This window comes from Vibrio lentus (assembly GCF_030409755.1).
GTDB classification, from domain to species: Bacteria; Pseudomonadota; Gammaproteobacteria; order Enterobacterales; family Vibrionaceae; genus Vibrio; species Vibrio lentus.
The window spans coordinates 1,477,695-1,499,440 of record NZ_JAUFQE010000001.1 but is presented as its reverse complement, the minus strand read 5'-3'; the positions used below and the strand labels follow the sequence as shown (position 1 = coordinate 1,499,440).

Sequence of the window (21,746 nt, the reverse complement as noted above, 5' to 3'; positions counted from 1 at the left end):
AAATAAGAACAAAATGAAAAAATTACCAATTACGCTGCTGAGTGCAGCGGCAGTGGCTAACGTGGCATTAGCTGAAGATCATATCTCTGTTCATTACCTGAGCTATGAGGAATACGATGACAGAGTATCAGCCAATGACACCATGGTTTCGATTGAGAAAAGTATCGGCTTAGATTGGACACTCAACGCAGAGATAAGCTACGACAGTGTTTCTGGTGCATCTCCGGCATGGGGGCCAACAACACCTCTCGCTTCGGATGCGGATCAGGTCAACCGCGCCCTGAAAACTCAACAAGCACAGAATAAAACCGACGAGGTTATTCGTGCAGGCTACGATCCTCACCGCAGTGGCTATGAAATCCAAAAAGTAGGGCTTGAAGACACCAGAAAGTCCATCAGCTTAAGCGCGACCTATCGTGACACGTTACGTAATGAATGGACCTTAGGTGGCAACGCATCTCAAGAAGAAGATTATGAAAGCCTTGGTATTAACGCCAAAGGTTTGATCTATGCCGATAGCACTAAGAACCGCTCTTACAGTCTAGGTGGCTCTGTCCTTTTCGATCAAACTCAAGCGTTCGGCAAATACTCGTTGGCGTCATCAAACAGCCAGAGCTGGGAAGACATTTTCACCGGCAGTTTAGAAGCCGGATTATCACAAACCTTCACACCGAATCTATACAGCATTTTTACCGCTTACACGGGTTACCGAAGTGGCTATTTGAGCAATCACTATTTAACGGTTCTGCGTGAAGTCGATATCAATGACGATGGTAAAATCGATGATGATGAAGTGTTCTTGGGGCAAGATTCTCGACCGGATACGCGACTCTCTGGCGGTATAAATATCCAAGCCTATTACTCATTGTCCGACAGTCTAAAAATCCGACCAAGATACAAATGGTTCATGGATGATTGGGGCGTAATTTCTCACCAGTTAGGCGGCAAATTATCTTGGCGAGTGAGTGAGTGGTTAACCTTGGCACCGGGCTATTTTTGGTACACGCAAGATGCAGCCGATTTCTATCGCGACCCAAGTAGTGCTGATCCTTCTTTTGCATCGTCAGGCTACGCGACTTCAGACCTTCGCTTAGGCAACTTCACCGCCAATGCCTATGAGCTAGGGGCGAGTATCAAGGTACATAAGAAATTACGCTTAAATGCGCTTGCTGCGTATTACGAACAGAGCAACGGTTTTGAAGCGCAATGGTGGGCGGTTGGAGCAACCTATGAGTTCTAATCTACCCTTTGTGCATCGTTTTCATGCCATGACCGTACCGTGTGAAGTGCAAATTTTGTCGATGGATTTGGCTAACTTTCCAGAGACAAGCGCAAAAGATATAGCCAAGGAGATAGAGCAAAACACACGCCGATTGGAAGACAAATATAACTTTTACTGCGACGACTCGTGGTTAACACAATGCATTAATCAAAGAGCGTCATGTGATATCGAACTCGACCCAGAATCTGCCGAGGTTTTTCAACATCTCGACCGATTAAGCCAACTGACGTTCGATACCTTTGATACTACGGTCGGCAGCATCAAATATCTTTTAAAACAGAAACCGAAGATGTTGCACAGCCACGCCTTCCAAGCCTTGTCTTCAGCTTTGGGTAAGCAAGCGTGGGAATTGAAAGGGACAATGGATCAAAAAGGGGCCGTGGATCTACAAGGGACCCTCGGTCTACAAAAGACAAGGCTACACGTCCCTGATTCCCGTACTCGTTTCGATTTTGGCGGCGTCATCAAAGAGTACGCCGTTGACCAAGCGGTAGTGATCGGCAAACAGCTCGGCGCGACGTCGATGTTAGTGAATTTTGGCGGTGACATCTATGCGTTGGGAACCAAACCGGATGGCTCGGCATTTAACATTGCTGTCTTAGACCCAAGAGACAACAAGACCCCATTTTTCGCCGTTCCGTTAACGAACGCAGCGCTCACGACTTCGGCTCACAGTGAACGCCAAGTGCAATTTGGTGACAAGACCACCTCTCATATTCTGTCGAAGCAGGATGTTGAAAAGAAAATCATGTCTGTTACTGCTATCGCGTCGTCCACATTAGAAGCGGGCGTGCTCAGCACTTCTCTAACACTGAACCCCAAGATTTCAGTACCCGAAGACAGTGCTGTTATCTACATCGACGATCAATTACACATTCACCAAAACACGGAGTTCCTTCATCCATGAAGTGCTACCTACTTACGTTAATTCTATTGTTTAGCGGATTGTTACATGCTCAAGAAAACGAGTTCCTTCCCGTTGAAGAGGCCTTCCCTGTTACATGGGAAGCCACAGACCAAGGCGCGGTCATCAGCTTTGATACCCACAAGGGTTACTACCTGTATCAATCTCGATTTTCATTCAAAGGAGAGTCGTCATTATCAACGTTAGAACCGAGTTATTCGCTGCCAGGTGAAGAGAAAGAGGATCCTAACTTTGGTAATGTCATCGTGTTTCACGAGCCCGTTACAGTTACTGTTCCTTACTCGGGAAGTGGGAAACTCACCGTGCGTTATCAAGGCTGCGCAGACAAAGGACTTTGTTATCTGCCGCAAAAGTTAGTGCTCGATTTACCTATGCTCGAAACCGTAGCTGAAGCTCTGGTTGAGGAGCCATCAAACTCTCTATATCAAACCCTAGGTGAGATCAGCGAGGATACGAATGGCTTATCTTCGTTCCTATCCCAAGCCGGTAAGTTACAAGCGCTTCTTGTGTTCTTCTTGCTTGGCCTAGGCTTGTCCCTGACACCATGTGTACTGCCGATGATTCCGATTTTGGCTAGTATCATCGGTGGCGAAAAAGCGATGACAGGCAAGAAAGGCGCGGCGCTATCCAGTTCTTACGTTTTGGGTATGGCGACCAGCTATGCCATGACGGGGATCTTAGTCACCACTTTGGCAAAAGGGGTCAACCTACAAGCCGCGATGCAACAACCTTGGTTGTTAAGTAGCTTTGCAGCGGTTTTTGTTCTGCTTGCGTTGGCGATGTTCGGATTCTATGAACTCCAACTGCCCGCTGCCCTTCAGCAAAAACTCAACAGTGGTTCAGACAAACTTGGCGGCGGCAAGATCGCCAGTGTCTTTGCTATGGGCGCAATCTCAGCCTTGGTGGTATCACCTTGTGTCAGTGCGCCATTAGCTGGTGCATTACTGTACGTTTCAACCACTCAAGATTGGATGTTTGGCGGAGCGACTCTGTTCGTTATGGCGCTTGGTATGGGCGTACCACTAATCGCTATCGGAGCGAGTGGCGGGCGTTTGCTATTAAGAAGTGGCGCATGGATGGTTTCAGTTAAGCAGGTATTTGGCGTGCTGCTATTAGCTGTTGCTATTGTTCTGTTGAGCCGTTTTGTCGCCCCATCGATCATTATGATCTTATGGGCGCTGCTCGCAATCGGTTCTGGTGTACATTTCGGTGCTTTAGAAGCTGCACAACCGGGTTGGGCGCGTACTCGTAAGTTCTCTGCTTTGCTACCACTGAGTTACGGTCTCATTCTATTTGTCGGATTCTTTTTAGGTAATACCGATCCTCTGAACCCTCTTGAGAACAGAGAGTCAGTCCAATCCATTGCGATCACTCCCTTTGAAAAAACAGACTCTGTTATTCAGCTAGAACAACAGTTGAAGACAGCAGCGAGCAGCGACCAAAAGGTGCTAGTCGACCTTTACGCAGATTGGTGTGTGTCTTGTAAAGTGATTGAAACCAACGTGTTCAATGACCAACAAGTTAGCCAAAAACTTAAAGAGTGGAAGACCATAAAACTTGATGTAACAGAAAGCTCTCCCGAGCAAATGGCGTGGCTCAATGACAAGAATGTATTTGGCCCTCCAGCGATTTTCTTTTACTCACCCGCCAGCGGTGAAATAGAGCCTGCGCGAGTAATGGGGGATATTGATAAAGAGGGTTTCAATAAAAAACTCAAACTTGCCAATAAGCTCGCTTACACACAAACAACAGAAGCTGATAGCCAAACGAACTAAGGCCTACGCGAGATAAAATCAAAATCGCCCAATCATAAATTGGGCGATTTTTTCTTATTTGGTTTGCAGATATGAGGCAATGTATTCTGGGTTTTCTAGCTGCTCAATAACCGTTTGAGTCAATTGCTCAGTATAGGGGTTTATCTTCCAGTGCTCTGGGCTCCAACCTTTTACGAAACGTTGAAAATCAGCCCACGCCACGTAAAACATAGGTCGCCACGCAGCTTCGATTTCATCAAACGAAAGCTGTGACTGATAATATGCCAATGCCTCTTCCAAGTATCGGAAGTATGTCTCTAACATATGTGACTCAAGTTCAGCGCAATCTTGCGGCCTCACAGCACTGCTCATAAACAGAGCCACGTCTTTCATCGCACAACCATGACCCACATATTGAAAATCGACCGCAGCAGCGTTTTGGCTTTCTGAATCAAAACAGAAATTAGCGAGCTTGGCGTCACCATGCACCAAAGTTGGATACGGACACTCTCTGAGTAAACGGTCGATGTGTTGCGCTTGATTCTTCAATGGTAAATCAACCAAGGCATTGAACTCATCAGGACGCGTGTTTAAATGCCAATAAGTACCTATTTTCCATAATGATGCAGACTGCTCTTGGTCAATATGGATATGCTTTGCATGAAAATTAGCAAGCCACTTTAGGCAGGCATCACGTTGCTTTTGCTCTTCTAGAGTGTAACCACACGCCAGTTCAGGTTGAGTATCTTTGGTTGCCAGTTCGTCAGAAACAGCAAGCACATCAAACTGAGAGGTTAACGGAAAGCCGATTCCGGCTAAGTCTTGCATCACAATCAGCCACTCGTTCTCTTGTAACTCACATTCCAGCCCAACAGGCACAGGGCAACGCTCATCCCATTGTTGAGTGAACGACTGATACCAAGCCGTTTCCACCTGATAAGAGTGCACCTTTCGCTGATGAGATAATTTGGTGTTCCAGCCTTTGGGGTGTTCGGCTTTATCTGGCAATGCGACATGCTTAACGATCACACTATTTACTGAGGTATTGTTCAGCGAGGCGCTATTATCTTTATCAAAGACCAAGCGAACTAACTCGCCATATCCGCCCCATAGGCGTTGAATAACTTGAACATCAAATCCTTGATGGCAACCTAGTGACGTCGCTATTTTTTGATAAAGCTCAGGTTGGTTTTGACTTGTACTCACTTGTGATTGAGCAAGATTATTTGACGATATTGGTTGGGACATATAACTCGTTGCTATGCTTTATCGGATAGAAGATGCGACCATTGTTTTTGTCTGTTCATGTAGTGCACGACGTAACTGCACACTGGAACAATTTTAAAACCCGCCTGTTCAATTTCAGGTAATACCGATTCCATCATCACCTTGCCAAAGCCCTTGCCTTGCAGTTCATCAGGGATACGAGTCGAAGTAATATGTAGCACGTCCCCATCCTTCTGATACTTAACAACCGCGAACTGATTTGGTTCTAGCTCAACCGTGATCTGGCTAGCTTGTTGGTCCCATTTTATGGCCTTCATTCTCAACTCCCGTAAATAATTGGTACGCCAAACAATAAAAGTTTGAAGTATCAGTTCCTTGTAATAGACTAACGCAAGTGCATATAAATAAAACTAAGTACTTACAAACACAATAAATAATTTAGAGCTACCTGCTTCATATAAAACTAGCAAATAAAAACATCACTCTATAAATTAATATAAAGTACTTCTGTTAAACCTAGCACGTAATAACACCTTGTTAGCAAGTTACCAATATAACTAACAGACGCATGTTGGCGCATGGAGAAACATAATGAACGCACCACTGAAGAAGCCTTTGGAGCATAATCAGGCACTTCAAGATCCTCGAAATCGCACTATTTCCACGATTAATAGTACCGATGCCCTTGCCATGATTGAACATGGCAGTGAACTGACGTTAAACGTATCGACTCCAGTTGGCACTAAATTTCTAGCGACCACGAAGTTTATCGGCACACACAGTGAGAACTGTATCTTGGTTGAAGTCCCTGAGGTTTCAAGCGATGACCTACGCTTTTTCTTTCAAGAAGGGTTTTGGATGACGGCCAGAGCTTATTCCTTAAGAGGAGAAGGCGCGCTTATCCACTTTAGATGTCAGATTCATCATAATATTGGCGAACCTTTCCCAATTTTGGTGTTATCGACCCCAAGTACGATGCAAGTGACTCAACTTCGTAAAGAAACTCGTTATGAAGTGAATTTAGACTCCAGAATCATCTTTAATGATCAGCGAATGAATTGTGAGATACGAGATCTTTCGAAAAGTGGTTGTCGCTTTGTCACATCACCCACGTCACGACCAATTCAGATCGCCGATAGAGTGTCTATCGAGATCACCCCTGGAAACTACAACGGTCCATTTATTCCTCCGCTACGAGGCATAGTGTGTAATTTGCAAAAATCGACACACTACGCACGTTACGGCGTCGAATTTGATGATATTGGCCGTGCCAATGCGAAGAATCTACTGGGTAAGCTCAAATTCGATGGCACTAAGCTTCGTCTACGTAATGCTTAAGCGTTCATCAGTTCCGATTTAACATCTATCTGAGCGCCTCTCTAAACGTCGAAAGATCAAAGAACCCAAACAAAAAACAGCCATCGATAATGTCGATGGCTGTTTCGTTTTAGCTAAATCAAAGGATAACGGTTATTTACCCGACCTTACTTAGCTAACGCGTTGAGCTATTTATAAAGCGTATTCAGCTACTTACGTAAAGCATTAAGCTTAGCTTGAGCGATACCAAAGATAGTATCGATAGGATAGCTCCCTTCATCGCTCGCCTCACCTGCCGCTTTACCCGTGAACAGCTCAATCGCTTCTGTCACATGATCAATCGCCCAGATGTTAAACTCGCCCTTTTCAACCGCTTTAACGATATCGCTGCGCAGCATCAGGTTGTGAACGTTAGAACGCGGAATAATCACCCCTTGCTCATTTGAACGTCCTTTGATTTCACACACATCAAAGAAGCCTTCAATTTTCTCATTCACGCCACCAATTGGCTGAGACTCACCAAACTGGTTCATCGAGCCAGTAATCGCGATGTCTTGACGGTTCGGTTGCTTAGAAAAAGCAGACACTACCGCACAGAACTCGGCCATACTCGCACTATCTCCATCCACGCCACCATACGATTGCTCGAAGGTAATATTGGTCGTAAGCGGGACTTTCGCTGTTTTACCAAATACCGAAGAAAGATAAGCCGATAAGATCATCACCCCTTTCGAGTGAATACTGCCACCTAAGTCTACGTTTCTTTCAATATCAATCACTTCACCATCACCATAAGCTGTGGTGGCAGTAATTCGGTTTGGCGCACCAAACATGTGATCGGTGGTGCTGAGTACTGACAACGCATTAACCTGTCCGACAGCCTGACCATCAACATGTATCAAGGTCGTACCGTTAGTAAACGTCTCCATTACGCTGTCTTGCAATCGCCCTACTCGCATCTGTTGATTAGACAGTGCTTGGTCAACGTGGGTAGAACGAATCAGGTTCGATTTCGCCCCTCTCGCGACGTAGTTAGACTCACGAAGCAGGTTCGCAATGTGTGCCGAATGCAGCGATAGCTTACCTTGGTCACCGGCCTGACGTGAACTGTGCTCAATGATGCGAGCAATCGCTTTGCGATCACAATGCAGCATATTGTTGTCGTGCACGATGCTCGAAATGAAGCGTGCGTAATGCATCTCAGAATCCGCAGTACGCTTCATCTCATCTTCAAAATCGGCCGTCACACGGAACAATTCACCAAACTCCGCATCGTAATGCTGAAGCAGTTGGTAAGTTCGATAATCACCAAACAAAATGATTTTCACATCCAATGGAATCGGTTCTGGATCAAGCGAGACTGCGCCCGTTAGGGTCACCTCTTTCTCCAATGAAGCGAAGCTCAGTTGACGTGAACGTAGCGCACGTTTAAGCCCTTCCCATACATACGGTTGCTCTAACACTTTCACCGCGTCCATCAGCAATACGCCGCCATTAGCTCGGTGTAAGCTGCCCGCACGAATCAAAGAAAAATCGGTAAATACCGTGCCTTTGAATGTCGCCGTTTCGACATAACCAAACAGCGAGTGATAGTTCGGATTCTCTTCGACCACAATCGGCAGAGACTGCTCTTTTTGGCTAACAATGACGTTAACTTTGTAACGACGTGGCATTTTCTTGTCCAGAGAAGCCGTCGCGATTTCAGCTTGCTCGGTGCTCTCTTCTAAGAAAATATCAGCGTTTTCGACAATATCCTTACGCAGTGCCGTGAGGTACTTTTTGATCTCTGGGTATTGGCTGTAATCTTGCTTCAACTGCTTAACAAAGTGGGTAATCACATCCCTTGCTGTATCATCATTTAACTTTTGAATTTTCTCTGTGTACGTCTCTTCAAGCTCAGTCAGCTCACGAGAAATGGTTCGTAACCCTACCTCTAATCCATCAATGGTTTTATCGAACTGATCTTGTTCTTCCGGCGAAAGTAAATCAAAGCTCTCTTCGGTATGAAGCTCCTCGCCGTTCATTGCGACAAACTGGTAATCGCCCTGAGTGGTAATCGTTAGGTTAATACCCTTTTCTTTCGCTTCTTGGCTAATGCTTTCTAGCGCTGCTTGCTGTTTGGCTGCCAGCTGGTTTTTAAGCCTGTCTGCACGGCTAAAGTACATCTCGTTATCAAACGCAAGAGGCATACCTTTAAGCAATTTACGCATCAATTTTTCGATATCTTGTTTTAAATTGCTGCCAACGCCACTGGGTAACTTGAGCACTTTAGGTGTACGAATGTCTTCAAAATTCGCGATGTAACACCAATCAAAAAGCTCCTCGACTTCTTGAGGGTGACGATTGAGATAACGCAATATCATGGTTCGTTTACCGAGACCATTGCGTCCTATCGCGTAAATGTTGTAACCCTTTTCCTTAATTGACATCGCGAACTCAACGGCTTTTTGCGCCCGTTCTTGCCCGACGATCTCGTCAATTGGAGCCAGTTCTTTGGTCGACTTGCAGGGTAGCTTCTCTAGCTCTGCTACCTGATACAGCTGTTCTGTATTGAGTCTTTGAATCGCCATGGCCGCCTCCTTAGTCCTTTATTACTTGGGTGTAGATAAAATCAGTGTAGATGTAATTTCCTATAAATTTAGTGACTTACGCAACATCGCTGTTCAACTGAACAAATAACACACAATTTGAGCCGATTATTAAGAATAAAGGGTTATTTTATTTACCAACCCGACATGTAAATGATTTTAATTTGCAATTGATAATAAATATCATTAACATTTCCTGATATTATAAATTGAGGATGTGGATATGGAAATTGAACGATGCTGGATGCACTACCTAAAAGCTGAACAGTTAATGGAACAAGGTCACTGGCCTGAAGCACAACGCCTTTATGGTGATGTTCTCAATTCTCTTCCTCATCACATCCAAGACGCGGCGTACCAAAGCGACATCAAACCCTGTCAGTTTGCTTGTCTATTGGCAGGCCTAAGAGACGCAAGCGTAGCTCAATCAGAAATTCTTAACCGTCAGGGGCTGCAACAACAAGCCTTCGACACATTGAATCAGTCATACGCGCTGATGCAGTTTATCTCTTTAGAAAGCACTGAACTGATTCAACGGACTTATTCACTATTAGAAAAGCAAAGTGAAGATCTACTCAATCACTTGATCGCTTTTTGCAGTGCTCAGCGCAGCTCACATTGGATGCTCGAGCTAGAACAAATTCAGCGTGCTCATCACCATTTTGGGCAGCTTAAAACAACGTCAGAAGTTCAATCTTCACCTAATGTCTTAAATTGATAAGGATATATCATGTCGGACCGGGCCATTCTCAAAGTCAATAACCTCTCCGTTAGCTTCACAACCAATGATGGAATCATTGATGCGGTTAAAAAGGTTAACTTTACCCTTAACTCCAGCGAAACCTTGGCCATTGTTGGTGAATCGGGTTCAGGTAAATCAGTCTCTTCCAACGCACTGATGCGTTTGCTTCCAGATAACGCCATCATTGATCCTCAATCTCAAATAGAGTTTGAAGGACAATCGATACTCGAAAAAACAGAACGCCAAATGCAGTCAATTCGGGGCGATAGAATCGGCATGATCTTTCAAGAGCCGATGACCTCTTTGAACCCATATCTGCGTGTAGGCATTCAAGTGGCAGAAGCTATCATGTGTCACCGTAAGGTATCGAAGTCAAAGGCCAAGCAGCGCGTACTTGAGCTGTTTGAGCTTGTTCATCTGCCAATGCCAGAGCAAGCCTACACTAAGTATCCTCACGAGTTTTCTGGTGGTCAGCTGCAACGCATCATGATCGCAATGGCCTTGATTAATGAGCCCGATATTTTGATTGCCGACGAACCGACTACGGCATTGGATGTGACGGTTCAGGCGGAAGTGCTTTCTTTGATCAAAGAGATTCAAAGCAAGATGGGCATGGCGATTTTGTTCATTACCCATGACCTTGGGGTAGTAAAACACTTTGCAGACCGCGTTCTGGTGATGTGTAAAGGTGAGCTAGTTGAAGAAGGGATGACCCAAGCCTTATTCGAAAACCCAAGACACGATTACACACGCATGCTGATTAACTCAATTCCGAAAGGCGCTAAAGTTCCTGTTGAGGCATCAGCCCCAGAGCTATTGTGTGCCGACGACATCCGAGTTCAATTCTTGGTTAAATCACATTTCATCAAGAGCAAAAATCAGTATTTCGAAGCCGTAAAAGGCATTTCTTTGAACCTTAAACAGGGTGAAACTTTGGGTATTGTTGGTGAATCCGGTTCAGGAAAATCAACACTGGGACGAGCATTAATCGGCTTGCTGCCAAGTACCGGACGTATTGTTTATAAAGGCCAAGATGTCAGTTTATTAACCGATAAAGAACGCCATAAACTCAAGAAAGATGTACAAATGGTATTCCAAGACCCTTATGGCTCTTTGTCACCACGTATGACAGTTGGGGAAATCATCACCGAAGGCTTAACGGTGCATCAACCTCAACTCTCTAAGAAAGAACGATTGGAACGAGCACGTAAAGCGCTGATTGAAGTACGTCTAGAACCGAATTCAATTAACCGTTATCCGCATGAATTCTCTGGCGGACAAAGACAACGTATCGCGATTGCTCGTGCGCTGATTCTTGAACCTTCTTTTATCTTGCTAGATGAACCAACGTCAGCACTCGATCGCTCAGTGCAACTGACCGTGATTGACCTGTTGAAAGACATTCAAACCAAGCACAACATCGGTTTCCTTTTCATCAGCCATGACCTCTCGGTAGTGAAAGCACTTTCGGATCGTGTTTTAGTGATGCAAAAAGGGGAAGTGATGGAAGAGGGCTCTGCGGAAGATATTTTCAACAACCCGAAAAATGACTACACCAAGAAATTGATTGAGGCGTCATTCGACTTAGAAAATAAATCGAAAAAAAATGCCGCTTAAATTGAACTAATTAACATTAACAGCGTCTTATAAGTACATTCTGAATAATCTCCTAATGGATTGAAATCTAGAATGGATATAGCAAAACTGGTTTGGCCGCCAAAAGAGAAATGTCGCATGGATGCGACATTTTTCGTTTCTGGCGTATATGAAAAATCAACTCAGTGATTCGAACCAGTGATTATGAAGGTTTGTTAAAATTAACGGACTTTAAACAGGGTTAGCTGGTAGTCGGGTCATAGTCGCAGAGCGGCTTCGTTCAACTCGTTTTTGGACATTTCTGTGTCAGTGAATTTGCTAATTTAGCTTTTGACGGATTATCAGGGGTATGGCAAAACCTCTGTTCGAGTGGCCAGTTTTCTCATCCACTACAATGCTCTGCACTATCACAAAGATAAATTCTTATTCATATAAGCGCAATAAACGCGGTAACATATAAAAAGTCGTAATTTAAAGCGTTGTATCTATGTTACTCCACAAGAAATATAACAAGATCTTACCAACGGAAGACTTCATATCTGATGAAGTTATCCTATCAAGTGCTTGGAAAAAGTCTCACCAACATATCAGAGGGGTCAACTGGTATGTCGACGGTTTAGACTTAGACAAATCTGCTCTTGAGCTTGATTTAAGGGTTTCCTCTCTGTCAGAAGCTCTTAGGGAAAACGACCTTGAGTTATCTCCTCTAAAGTTAATACCTGCGCCAAAGTCACACCCATGGGAATTCAAAAAATCGGATGATGAATCTACTCTCACTTGGACTCCAGAAAACAAAGATAGTGAAGAGGATGATTCTGATAACCCTCGATTGCCAATGAGGCCTTTGGCCCATGTTTCGATAGATGACCAGACAATTTTTACAGCATTGATGATGCTGCTAGCTAACCATGTTGAAACTGAACAAGGAGACACTTCTACTCTGTTCTCTGACGTGCACGATAAGGGTTTAATAAACTACGGTAATAGGCTTCACTGTAAATATATTGATGACAATGCATCATACTCTTGGGGTAACAGCAATACTTATAGTAAGTTTTTTACCGACTATCAGCGCTTTCTAGAGCGACCTATCTACTTTGGTCGTGAAGCTAAACGAGTTAAAACAAGCAAAGAAGAAATCTATGAAATTCATTTAGACTTTTCTAAGTTTTACGACTCAGTTGATCGGACGATACTCACAGGAAAAATCAAGGATCTGGTCAAAGAAATAACTGGCAAAGAAACTGATGAATGTATTAGCCACGTTCTAGATCAATTTAAAGATTGGGAATGGACAGAAGAATCTCAAAACCTATATACAGAGGTGTGTAAAAATGAACACATACAGACCCTAGAAGATAATCAAGGCATACCTCAAGGGCTCGTCGCGGGTGGTTTTTTAGCAAACATTTACATGCTTGATTTCGACAAGGACATTGCTGAACTGATAGGTCAATATCTAGATGAAAACGAAAACATATTACTAGTAGATGCTTGTCGTTATGTGGACGATCTAAGACTTATCATCAAAACAGATAGAAACGAAGTATCTGAAAATGAAATCCGTGAAGTGATAGCAGCTCGTTTCAAACCATATCAAGATAATTTAGGCCTTATCCTTCAACCCCAAAAAACCAAAGTTAAAAAATTCAGTTCTAAAGAAGGAGCAATCTCATCTAAGCTTGCACACATACAGAATAAGCTTAGTGGTCCAATGCCACTACATGAACTAGATGAACAACTGGGACACCTTGAAGGACTAATTGAACTAACAGATAACCTTGAGGTTGAAGACTGGGATAGTAACGAAGTCGAGAACGATTGTATAAGTGAGTTAGCTTTTATTGACAGAACTTTCAATGATGTACGTAAAGATACTCTCCTCCGTTTTACAGCCAACAAAATCCATTCACTTCTTCGCCAAAAGCGCAGCATGATCGCACAAGAAGTTACCCCTTCTGGAGAACCTATTCCAGGGGCATGGGATTATCTGCAAGAGAGAATGGCCCGAAAACTAATATCAAAGTGGACTAAAGATCCTTCTCTTTTGCTACTTCTAAAAAAAGGACTAGAACTATTTCCGCATGCTCGAATACTGCGTCCAATCATACAAAGCCTTGAGAATATCCGAGACCAAGATGACCTCGCTCTTACCACTTTCGCTGAGTATTGCTTAAGTGAAATACTTCGTCACTCTGCTACCGCAATACATACAAAAGATAGGTGGGCGTTTCCTGCTCATTCCGATCCAGAAAGCTACTTTGAATGCCTAGAGGATTACGCATGCAGTAAATTCGAAGCACTAGATTCCTTTGAGGAAGCATTCAAAGAACAGATTTTGTTCTTTAGTCTTGTTCGTAATGACTCACCTCTTAAAGAGGTTATTGATAGCGAACCATTTGATCTAATTACCCAGCTACTAAATGGTTTCCGCAACGTAAACCTCAAGCAAAAACCTACCGAGTTCACTACAGCGGTTTTACTAGCCAACCAACTAGCACTGGATAAACGAAAGGTCTTGCGTTCTGTTTCAAGCTCATTGGAATCGATCTATAGTCGGCCTGCTCGCCCGACACTTTCCCCCCATTCCCAAAGAGCTAGACAGTTAAATAGAGGAGATCTAAGCGATATATGTAAAAGACTTATGCTCAATAGTCCTGATCTCTTTGAGCAATTATACTTAAAAGCGAAATCAACTGACCTAAAATGGCCTAAGAAAGCTCATCTTTTTGCCAACTATCTTGGGTTAAATGATTATGCAAAAATCAAAGGAAGTCTATCGTCCTACAATAATAAGTCGGTATCACTTCTTTCAGTAATCAGAGCAGATGACAATCCATTTAAGCATGAGAATGGCATACTTAAACTCGTTCAATCGTCACTAAATGAAATAGATAAAAACAACTTCGATACACCTATAGACATTGCGAACACTAAGGTTCGATGTAGTGACTGGGATGACTTATTGAGACTAAAATCATCTTGTGAGCTGAAGGTTGAGTTAGAGTATTTTGGCGACGATACCGAGTTATTTCACACTCCCCCTAAGTGGCTAACAGATGAACACAAACCCCTCTATTACATTGGGATGTTCATTAGAAGCTGTCTACTTGGGTCTGTCGACTGGAGCAGCAGCAATAGCCTTCAGTCTGAGAAGCCTGCCTATCGGGGTATAAAGTCCAATATGCTGAAAAGGCAGATCGGAATGATGCATTCACCCGAAGCATTTGGTGCTAGTAAATCGCCAATGAGTGATTGGTTGTCTACATTATTGTTCAAGCTATTACAGTGGCCAGGGGTTGAAAGCAACAATAGCTTATTTTCATGGCCGAAAACTTGGACTCTAGGCGAGCTAGAAAAGTGCATAAACAATCGAACTGGTGACCAAGCTAGGTCATATTGTACGCTCTCCAACATGCCGACCTATACAGAGAAGGTTAGGTTGGATTGGCCAAAAGACAAGAAGCACTTAAATGTTGTGATGGTTCAGCCACTTCTACCTTTAACAAAAGACTTCGATCTCTATGGTTTAAAATTAGATACACCAACATACCGAGCTAAGCATAGAAGACACGTAGCTTCCGTTTCAGAGTTAGTCTTACACAACATAGCTAGCGTCGATAGTGTAAATGAAACTCCAAATCTTAAAGGGAAAGTTGATCTTATCGTTTGGCCTGAACTTTCTGTTTCACCCGATGATCTGGACATTTTAGAAAGGCTTTCAGATAAAACGGGAGCTATTGTTTTTGCTGGAATTGGCTTTAGTCACATTCATAACGAACGTGACCTCAACAATTCAGCTATGTGGATCATCCCAAATAAAGGAGCCAATGGCAGGAGGTTTATTAAACGCCTTCAAGGAAAGAAAAACATGACTGTTGATGAGGTAAACCAAATTACACCTTGGAGACCATATCAACTAATCGTAGAAATGATTCACCCTGCTTTTGAAGAAAAAGACGGCTTCAAGCTGACAGGCTCTATATGCTATGACGCCACAGATATAAAGCTAAGTGCAGACCTGAAAGATAAATCACACGCGTATATTATTTCAGCGATGAACAAAGACATTGCGACCTTTGACAGCATGGTTGATGCGCTCTTTTATCATATGTATCAGCATGTTGTACTAGTTAACAGTGGTGAGTTTGGTGGGTCAGTTGCGAAAGCTCCTTATAAAGAGCGATTCCATAAGCTCATTACGCACACACACGGTTCCCATCAAGTATCGATATCTACATTTGAGATGAATATGTTCGATTTTAGAGATTGCGGTCAATCACTTAGAACCAACAAGAAAACAAAGACACCACCAGCAGGAAGCATAAAATGATTTGCCTAGACACCAACGCAGCTCAGCTTTTGACCTTTGAATTTTGGAATGAACGTGCTGATATCATAATGGCAATTGTTGCCATTTTAGCTTTGATACTTACGCTAAAGCAACTACGGTCAGGTCGGCTGGAATCTCGAAGAGCGACCGCTTATGCCACTTACCAAGAGTATTTGAAAAACTGCGCAGAAAATCCCAAATTAGCCTATGGGAATAGAAACGAAATTGTTTTAAATGGGGTTACTCAAGAAGAGTACCCGTGGTTTGTTTCACAAATGCTATTCACATTTGAACAGGTTCTAGAAACATCAAAGTCTGACAAACAATGGAAAACAGCAATACGCTCGCAGCTTGAAAGACATGCATGGTACTTAGAAGATTCAAACACCATAAAACGAAAAGAGTGGAGTGACGAACTAACGGCTTTAATAGGTGTAGCTATATCAAACTGGCAAATTAAGAAGTGTGCGAATGTGCAAGATGAACCTGTAACGAATGCTTATTAGTTCCAATCTTAGGTCAACAGGATGTTGGCCTAATAAACCTTATGAGGTTAAACCAATACCCAAACACAGTTTGGGGCAGAAGTGTTTTAGCTTACCTACCCCATATTGAACAATGTGAACGCGCAAATATCAGCTATGAGGATAGCTTTCCTCAGCTTCATTCCGGCCATGGTTCGCATTGATATCAATACGAACCATCACGGGCGAGCCACCTTGATGCTTTTCTTGAAATTAACGATACAAAGACTTGGTCGACTCTCTGACGATTAAATCAATCGGTGGCAGCCGAGCTTCATGCCTCTCGCCAGATAACAGGTTCAAAATCGACTGAGCACACACTCCACCAATCTCTTCAATCGGTTGTCTTAATGTCGTTAACGCTGGCGTGAAATACTTCGACGTTGGCAAGTCATCAAAGCCAATTACAGACACATCTTCTGGCACTTTATAACCGTGGTCAGACAGCGCCTTAATCGCACCGTAAGCCGTTTGGTCATTAGCAGCAAACAAGGCTGAGAAGTGAACCTTTGACTCTATCAACTCTACCGTTTTCTCGTAACCAGATTCACTACTAAAATCACCCTGCTTGACCAGTTTTGGCATCACTTTAATACCGGCCTCTTGAAGTGCTTTCTTATAGCCTTCAAAGCGATTACCTGCATCAGGTTGGCTTGATAACCCCTTGATATGAGCAATATTCACATGCCCTTGTTGCAGTAAATGTAAGGTTGCCATGTAGCCACCCAGCACGTTGTCGATATTGATCGAACGGACATTATTCTCAACAAAATCGTAGCCAACCATCACGATAGGGATATCTTGTGCATACTTAGCAATCTCTTCCTGAGTAATGCTTCCTGTCACGATGATCATTCCATCCACGTTACTTTTTGCGAGATACTCCAACGCGTGCATTTCTAACTTTTTCTGCCAATGCCCTGTTGCGATCACTAAAGAATAGCCTTGAGCAATCAGCGTTTTTTCCATGTCGTTAAGGATACGACTAGTGTAGGGGCTATCAGGGTGTTGCACCAAGACACCAATAGTGAGCGAGCGTCGGTTGGTGTTTTCTTGCATTTGGAAGTTAGGTTTGTAGCCCGTATCTTTAATGGCTTGCTCAATGTTTTGGCTTTTATCATCCGACACATAAGTGGTTCGATTAAGGAAGCGAGACACGGTGCTGGGAGAAACACCAGCCAGTCTTGCTACATCGTATACTGTTGTTTTTTTTGTTTTAGTGCGCATCTCGATACCCTAATCAAGTGACATTCGGGGAGCTTTAAGCTCCCCATCAGTTTCAACCTGCATACCACTGCTTTCGTTGAAAATCGTGTCATTAAGTTAATACAAGTAGGCGAAGATCATCCCCGGTCTAAAGTAGCGACCAGCCGTGTATTTCAAGCCAGTACTCAGTAGCCATTTGTGCAAGCCAGCCAGCTTTTCTAGCGGGATTTCACCGCTCAACATTTTAACAAAATTATCAGTATCTTTCGTCAATGTTGGGTTGATACGACCGTCAGACAGCACACACTTTTGACATTTAAGTGCACTTAGCCAGTTTTTCGCATCATTTTGCGACACTTTAAATACTTCTATAAGATCTTTCTCATTGACAGACACAGAGCAATTGAATCCCTCTGGCGCTGCAAATGGAATTTTCGAATAGTCATAGAGCGCGGTATACACGGTATCCATCAATGTTTCTGCTTGTTGCGATTTTCCCGCTAAGTTCAACGCCGTCGCCACACTAAACTGAACACCAATCCACACATCTTGAGCCTGGAATGCTTCATGTGGAGAGCCATCGGCTAACGTCATATTCGCAACACCCAACTTGGGGCTATTAATTTCGAAGTTGTGCTTATAAACATAGTCCAATGCGCGTTGGATGTTCTGTTGGGGGAAAATACCGTCCAAGCCGATGAGCTTTAGGTAGCTGTCGGCCAACAAGGCATCGCCAAAGCTGTTGTCGGAATCTGGCACTAGATCTAAGTATTCTTGTGTAAAAGCTTGTGGCGCGGTCTCACTCAGCAAGCGTTTCTTAGAGACTCTTTGAGATACTTTACTGATGTTGATGGAGGTATCCGTTTCATTGAGATAGGCATTGAGTGTGCTCTTGTCAGCAATTGCGTCGCCCGTCAAAGTCAGGCCTAAGGTTTCCAGAGCTTGATAGCCAGAACCGGTTAGATGCTTGGCTTGAACTGGAGTCACGAAGAAGTGGTAGTAACCCTCTTTCTCATCCCACAAGCTTTGCTCAACTGTCGCCAGCGCCTTTTGAGAGCGCGTTAAGTAGCCCGCGGCTAACTCGCTTTCATTCATCAATTTTGCAAGTTCGCTTGCCGCTTGTAGACCTGCTACCCAAAGGCTCGCGCAGTAAATAGAGATGCCGTGAGACGCAAGGTTATCAAAGGTATCGTCTGTGCCTCGGGTTAGTGGTAAATCATCACCTTCAGCGATCAAGTTCGATAAGAAATCGATGCTTTCAGTTACGGCTTGCCAGCACTCTTTAACCACAGAAATATCTTGGGTGTTTTGATAGTGACGGTATACCATCAGAATGTACTTCGGCGCTAAGTCCTTCCATTCTTTCACGTTGTGCCAGCTGTAAGCGTCTGGCTGGATGTCGAATGGACTGCCCAAGTCGTGGATCACCGCACCTCGAATAGCACGCACGCCTTGGTACTTGTCATCAATCAATTCGGCATTCGGCGTCGCTTCATATTCCCAGTATCGGCGCTCGGTAAAGTCTTCCGCCAAAATGGCTTTCGAGAACTCTTTCATCACACAGCCATCAAGCTCAGGCAACAAATATAGCAGTGAGAATGAGCCGTAGAAATACACGTCCAGCGAGTTAAAGAATGGATAGTCGACACACTCTTTCACCAAGAATTTATCTTCTTTATCCCATACCGTTGATTCGGCAAGGAAGGACAATGAGTTCATTGCCATAGTCGCATAACGCAATGCCGATTCGGGCTGCGATATCTTGCTTTGAGCTTGCTTTAGGAAAGCCGTTTGTTGTTCGACGATCTGTTGCTCAATCGCTTCTAATTCTGGCAATACCTCTTCTAACATCGGCAGTGCCGGCTTTGCTTGCGGGTAAAACTGCGTGTAAGCCTTATCTGAATACCAGCCATTAAGCATGACTTTGCTGTGCGCCATTACCTGTGCAAAACGCAGATCAACAGACTCACCCGCTTCCAATTCAACCTGAACCACCACCAATGCGCTCAGAGCTTCACGCCCTGTGTAGATACCAGTTTGGAACTCAGTGTTTGTGCGGCCTGTTTTCAGTGCGAACTCTGTTTGTTGAGTACTCTTAGAGGTGTAAAGCGTTGGCTTCACAGAAATCGAGACCTTGCCAGATTCCGTCAAATGGTTATCCGCTTGAACACCAAATACCACTTCGCCTTCAATATCGCTCTGATAAGGCGATTGGCTAGACAGCTGAACACCCGTAAAGCTGTGACTTTCGCCTTTTAAGTTAACCACTTCATGCTGCTGAGCGATCGGGTTTTGAGACAAGGTACACGCCGAATCTTGAATGCCATCGCGACCTTTTTGATAGGTTGAACCAATCAAGTTTTGTAGCGGTTGAGCAAGCGTAACAACTCGCGTTTGCGCTGAATTATTGGTTAATTCGAAGTGATTCCAGTGCATCGGTAAAGAACAAAGGCGTTTGTTCTCTTTAACGATCGGAGATACTACCTTTCGCTTTATATTAATATCTTCGAAGCTTCTGTATTTATATTCAGCTAATGGATACAAAGCTTGATATTCTATATCCCTGCCATTAACACTATCTATATCATTATTATCACCCGCAGTAAGTGATAATAACTTCGTTGTATCATTTGTTAATAAACCATTAAAGAAATCTAAGGCGACATATAATTGACAAATTGTTGAAGATGAATCTTCTTCAATCAACAATTGAGTCTTATTTGAAAATTCAACGTTCCACTTTGTAAAGTTAGCTTTATTTTCTTGGTAGAAACGACCATTGTTTAATGCTGCTCGAATCAGGTTAATCGCATTTGATATGTTTTTGCTTTCGATCTTCTTGCCATCGAACAAGGCAGGATAAAAGTTCAGGTGAACGCTCAGCTCTTGCTCATCACTGACTTGCAGCGTATCGATGGTCGGCACATTCATCACCGACGCATAAAAATCATTAAAATTAATAACTTGCTCTGAACAATCAACAAATATCCCCGGAATAAAGCTGAAATTTGGTGTTTTCCCGTTTGGCGTCAGTGTAAATGTGTTACCAATTCCGCCCACCGCCATACCTGTATTTTCTGGTGTGGTAGAAATTGGTGTGTACCAAGGTTGAATAAATTCAACTGCATCACCTTTTTTACATAAGTGTTCCGAATTTCCTGAGTAACTCGTATATGGAATTTTATTATTCATTTTAAAACCGCCATTGAATATTTTTTTCTTCTTGTTAATATCTTTTTAAAATGGAGACATCAACATGTTTAAAATTATAAATGAAAAGTTTGGAAATATTGACTCAGTCACATTAATAAACCACCAGCATGGTATAGAACTTCAAATAATCAATGGATTTGGTGCTGTTATTAATAAATACACCGTAAATAACAGTCCATTCTCTTTTATTTGTGGTTATCAGAATTATGATGAACTGATCAACCAACATCCGTTCTTTTCCCGCAGTGCTAAATTATTTCCTTTTCCAAACCGTTTAAACTTAGGTCGTTACAGTTTCGATAACCAAAACCATCAACTCCCAGCTAACTTTCCTTGGTCTGATCACGCCGTACATGGCCTGCTCTACAACCAACCTTTTTCAATCACAAACAGCGTAGCCACTGAAGAATCCGCCAGTGTGACGTTGCAGTATCAAACGTCATCTTTGCATCCTGCTTTCCCGTTTGCGTTCAACCTTGAAGTCACCTTCACTATCGATATCACGGGTAAACTCACTTGCTCAACGACCGTCTCTAATCTTGGTGATTCTGCATTCCCATTCGGTGATGCTTGGCACCCTTATTTCTCACTCGGCACTGAGCTAGCACAATGTGGACTCGCTATGTCGCCTTGCTCTGAGGTCATCCACGAAAACGACCTACCCAATGGTGAAAAACTGGCTTTTGACTGTTTGTCTTTGGGTGATTCACTCACCAATCAAAGCTTAAATCACTGCTTTGAATTTGATTCCAAGACAACCAACCAACTTGCGTTTACACGCTCAGATTCGTCTGCCGCTATTCGCTATCAACAAGATGCAAGCTACCCATTCGTTCAGCTTTACACGCCGACGAGCGAACAAAGTATTGCAATAGAACCAATGACTTGCCCAGCTGATGCATTCAATAACCAGATAGGCTTATTGACGCTTAGCCCGAACCAATCTCAGACCTTTACTTGGCAATGCCAAGCTAGTTATCAACCAAAGTGATGCAACCAAAATAAAGCGACACTAAAGAGAAACCAAAAAGCAATAAAG

At 43.4% G+C, this 21,746-nt stretch carries 14 protein-coding genes; 9 read left to right on the top strand and 5 right to left on the bottom strand.

Annotated elements, in window-relative coordinates:
- Window positions 1-13: 13 nt before the first annotated feature.
- The 3 genes from QWZ07_RS06285 to dsbD are packed head-to-tail and all read left to right on the top strand — an operon-like array spanning window position 14 to window position 3,982.
- Entirely contained in the window at window positions 14-1,240 is a 1,227-nt protein-coding gene (locus QWZ07_RS06285; RefSeq protein ID WP_192852426.1) for a DUF3570 domain-containing protein, read from the top strand.
- A complete protein-coding gene (locus QWZ07_RS06280; RefSeq protein WP_192852425.1) occupies window positions 1,230-2,189 on the top strand; it encodes an FAD:protein FMN transferase in 960 nt (319 codons plus the stop codon). The genes QWZ07_RS06285 and QWZ07_RS06280 overlap by 11 nt, the downstream gene beginning before the upstream one ends.
- Complete coding sequence (dsbD, locus tag QWZ07_RS06275) at window positions 2,186-3,982, top strand: protein-disulfide reductase DsbD (protein ID WP_192852424.1); 1,797 nt, start codon at window positions 2,186-2,188, stop codon at window positions 3,980-3,982. The genes QWZ07_RS06280 and dsbD overlap by 4 nt, the downstream gene beginning before the upstream one ends.
- Before the next feature lie 54 nt (window positions 3,983-4,036).
- Here dsbD and QWZ07_RS06270 read toward each other — a convergent pair whose 3' ends face one another.
- On the bottom strand, window positions 4,037-5,209 hold the full coding sequence (locus QWZ07_RS06270) for a phosphotransferase (protein WP_192852423.1): 1,173 nt from the start codon (window positions 5,207-5,209) through the stop codon (window positions 4,037-4,039).
- An 11-nt stretch (window positions 5,210-5,220) separates the two neighbouring features.
- Window positions 5,221-5,505, bottom strand: coding sequence for a GNAT family N-acetyltransferase (locus tag QWZ07_RS06265; protein WP_029223601.1), 285 nt, complete (start codon window positions 5,503-5,505; stop codon window positions 5,221-5,223).
- Between the two features lie 274 nt (window positions 5,506-5,779).
- Between QWZ07_RS06265 and QWZ07_RS06260 the strand changes: the two genes are divergently transcribed.
- Window positions 5,780-6,526, top strand: a complete 747-nt coding sequence (locus QWZ07_RS06260; RefSeq protein ID WP_017111391.1) for a flagellar brake protein — start codon at window positions 5,780-5,782, stop codon at window positions 6,524-6,526.
- 188 nt (window positions 6,527-6,714) lie between these two features.
- On the opposite strand, the gene QWZ07_RS06255 is transcribed toward QWZ07_RS06260, so the two are convergent.
- Complete coding sequence (locus QWZ07_RS06255) at window positions 6,715-9,075, bottom strand: Lon protease family protein (RefSeq protein WP_017111390.1); 2,361 nt, start codon at window positions 9,073-9,075, stop codon at window positions 6,715-6,717.
- Between the two features lie 241 nt (window positions 9,076-9,316).
- On the opposite strand from QWZ07_RS06255, the gene QWZ07_RS06250 reads away from it, so the two are divergent.
- The 4 genes from QWZ07_RS06250 (at window position 9,317) to QWZ07_RS06235 (ending at window position 16,270) form a co-directional block, all read left to right on the top strand.
- Complete coding sequence (locus QWZ07_RS06250; protein WP_017111389.1) at window positions 9,317-9,811, top strand: hypothetical protein; 495 nt, start codon at window positions 9,317-9,319, stop codon at window positions 9,809-9,811.
- A gap of 12 nt (window positions 9,812-9,823) precedes the next feature.
- The gene (locus QWZ07_RS06245; protein WP_102544124.1) at window positions 9,824-11,452 is read left to right on the top strand and encodes an ABC transporter ATP-binding protein; all 1,629 of its coding nucleotides are present in this window, start codon (window positions 9,824-9,826) and stop codon (window positions 11,450-11,452) included.
- A gap of 466 nt (window positions 11,453-11,918) precedes the next feature.
- A complete protein-coding gene (locus QWZ07_RS06240; protein WP_192852422.1) occupies window positions 11,919-15,764 on the top strand; it encodes a reverse transcriptase domain-containing protein in 3,846 nt (1,281 codons plus the stop codon).
- Window positions 15,761-16,270: a hypothetical protein gene (locus QWZ07_RS06235; protein ID WP_122054651.1), complete on the top strand. Its 510-nt coding sequence runs from the start codon at window positions 15,761-15,763 to the stop codon at window positions 16,268-16,270. The genes QWZ07_RS06240 and QWZ07_RS06235 overlap by 4 nt, the downstream gene beginning before the upstream one ends.
- Window positions 16,271-16,501: 231 nt before the next feature.
- Here QWZ07_RS06235 and QWZ07_RS06230 read toward each other — a convergent pair whose 3' ends face one another.
- Both QWZ07_RS06230 and QWZ07_RS06225 read right to left on the bottom strand, forming a co-directional pair.
- Window positions 16,502-17,515: a LacI family DNA-binding transcriptional regulator gene (locus QWZ07_RS06230; protein ID WP_065105133.1), complete on the bottom strand. Its 1,014-nt coding sequence runs from the start codon at window positions 17,513-17,515 to the stop codon at window positions 16,502-16,504.
- A 96-nt stretch (window positions 17,516-17,611) separates the two neighbouring features.
- Complete coding sequence (locus tag QWZ07_RS06225) at window positions 17,612-20,686, bottom strand: GH116 family glycosyl hydrolase (protein ID WP_192852421.1); 3,075 nt, start codon at window positions 20,684-20,686, stop codon at window positions 17,612-17,614.
- Window positions 20,687-20,750: 64 nt separating this feature from the next.
- On the opposite strand from QWZ07_RS06225, the gene QWZ07_RS06220 reads away from it, so the two are divergent.
- Entirely contained in the window at window positions 20,751-21,698 is a 948-nt protein-coding gene (locus QWZ07_RS06220; RefSeq protein ID WP_192852420.1) for an aldose 1-epimerase, read from the top strand.
- The last annotated feature ends 48 nt before the right edge of the window (window positions 21,699-21,746 follow it).

Excerpts from the sequence above, each read along its gene's own strand:
- QWZ07_RS06285 (WP_192852426.1), top strand. The coding sequence starts at position 14 with ATGAAAAAATTACCAATTACGCTGCTGAGTGCAGCGGCAGTGGCTAAC.
- QWZ07_RS06280 (WP_192852425.1), top strand. The coding sequence starts at position 1,230 with ATGAGTTCTAATCTACCCTTTGTGCATCGTTTTCATGCCATGACCGTA.
- dsbD (WP_192852424.1), top strand. The coding sequence starts at position 2,186 with ATGAAGTGCTACCTACTTACGTTAATTCTATTGTTTAGCGGATTGTTA.
- QWZ07_RS06270 (WP_192852423.1), bottom strand. The coding sequence starts at position 5,209 with ATGTCCCAACCAATATCGTCAAATAATCTTGCTCAATCACAAGTGAGT.
- QWZ07_RS06265 (WP_029223601.1), bottom strand. The coding sequence starts at position 5,505 with ATGAAGGCCATAAAATGGGACCAACAAGCTAGCCAGATCACGGTTGAG.
- QWZ07_RS06260 (WP_017111391.1), top strand. The coding sequence starts at position 5,780 with ATGAACGCACCACTGAAGAAGCCTTTGGAGCATAATCAGGCACTTCAA.
- QWZ07_RS06255 (WP_017111390.1), bottom strand. The coding sequence starts at position 9,075 with ATGGCGATTCAAAGACTCAATACAGAACAGCTGTATCAGGTAGCAGAG.
- QWZ07_RS06250 (WP_017111389.1), top strand. The coding sequence starts at position 9,317 with ATGGAAATTGAACGATGCTGGATGCACTACCTAAAAGCTGAACAGTTA.
- QWZ07_RS06245 (WP_102544124.1), top strand. The coding sequence starts at position 9,824 with ATGTCGGACCGGGCCATTCTCAAAGTCAATAACCTCTCCGTTAGCTTC.
- QWZ07_RS06240 (WP_192852422.1), top strand. The coding sequence starts at position 11,919 with ATGTTACTCCACAAGAAATATAACAAGATCTTACCAACGGAAGACTTC.
- QWZ07_RS06235 (WP_122054651.1), top strand. The coding sequence starts at position 15,761 with ATGATTTGCCTAGACACCAACGCAGCTCAGCTTTTGACCTTTGAATTT.
- QWZ07_RS06230 (WP_065105133.1), bottom strand. The coding sequence starts at position 17,515 with ATGCGCACTAAAACAAAAAAAACAACAGTATACGATGTAGCAAGACTG.
- QWZ07_RS06225 (WP_192852421.1), bottom strand. The coding sequence starts at position 20,686 with ATGAATAATAAAATTCCATATACGAGTTACTCAGGAAATTCGGAACAC.
- QWZ07_RS06220 (WP_192852420.1), top strand. The coding sequence starts at position 20,751 with ATGTTTAAAATTATAAATGAAAAGTTTGGAAATATTGACTCAGTCACA.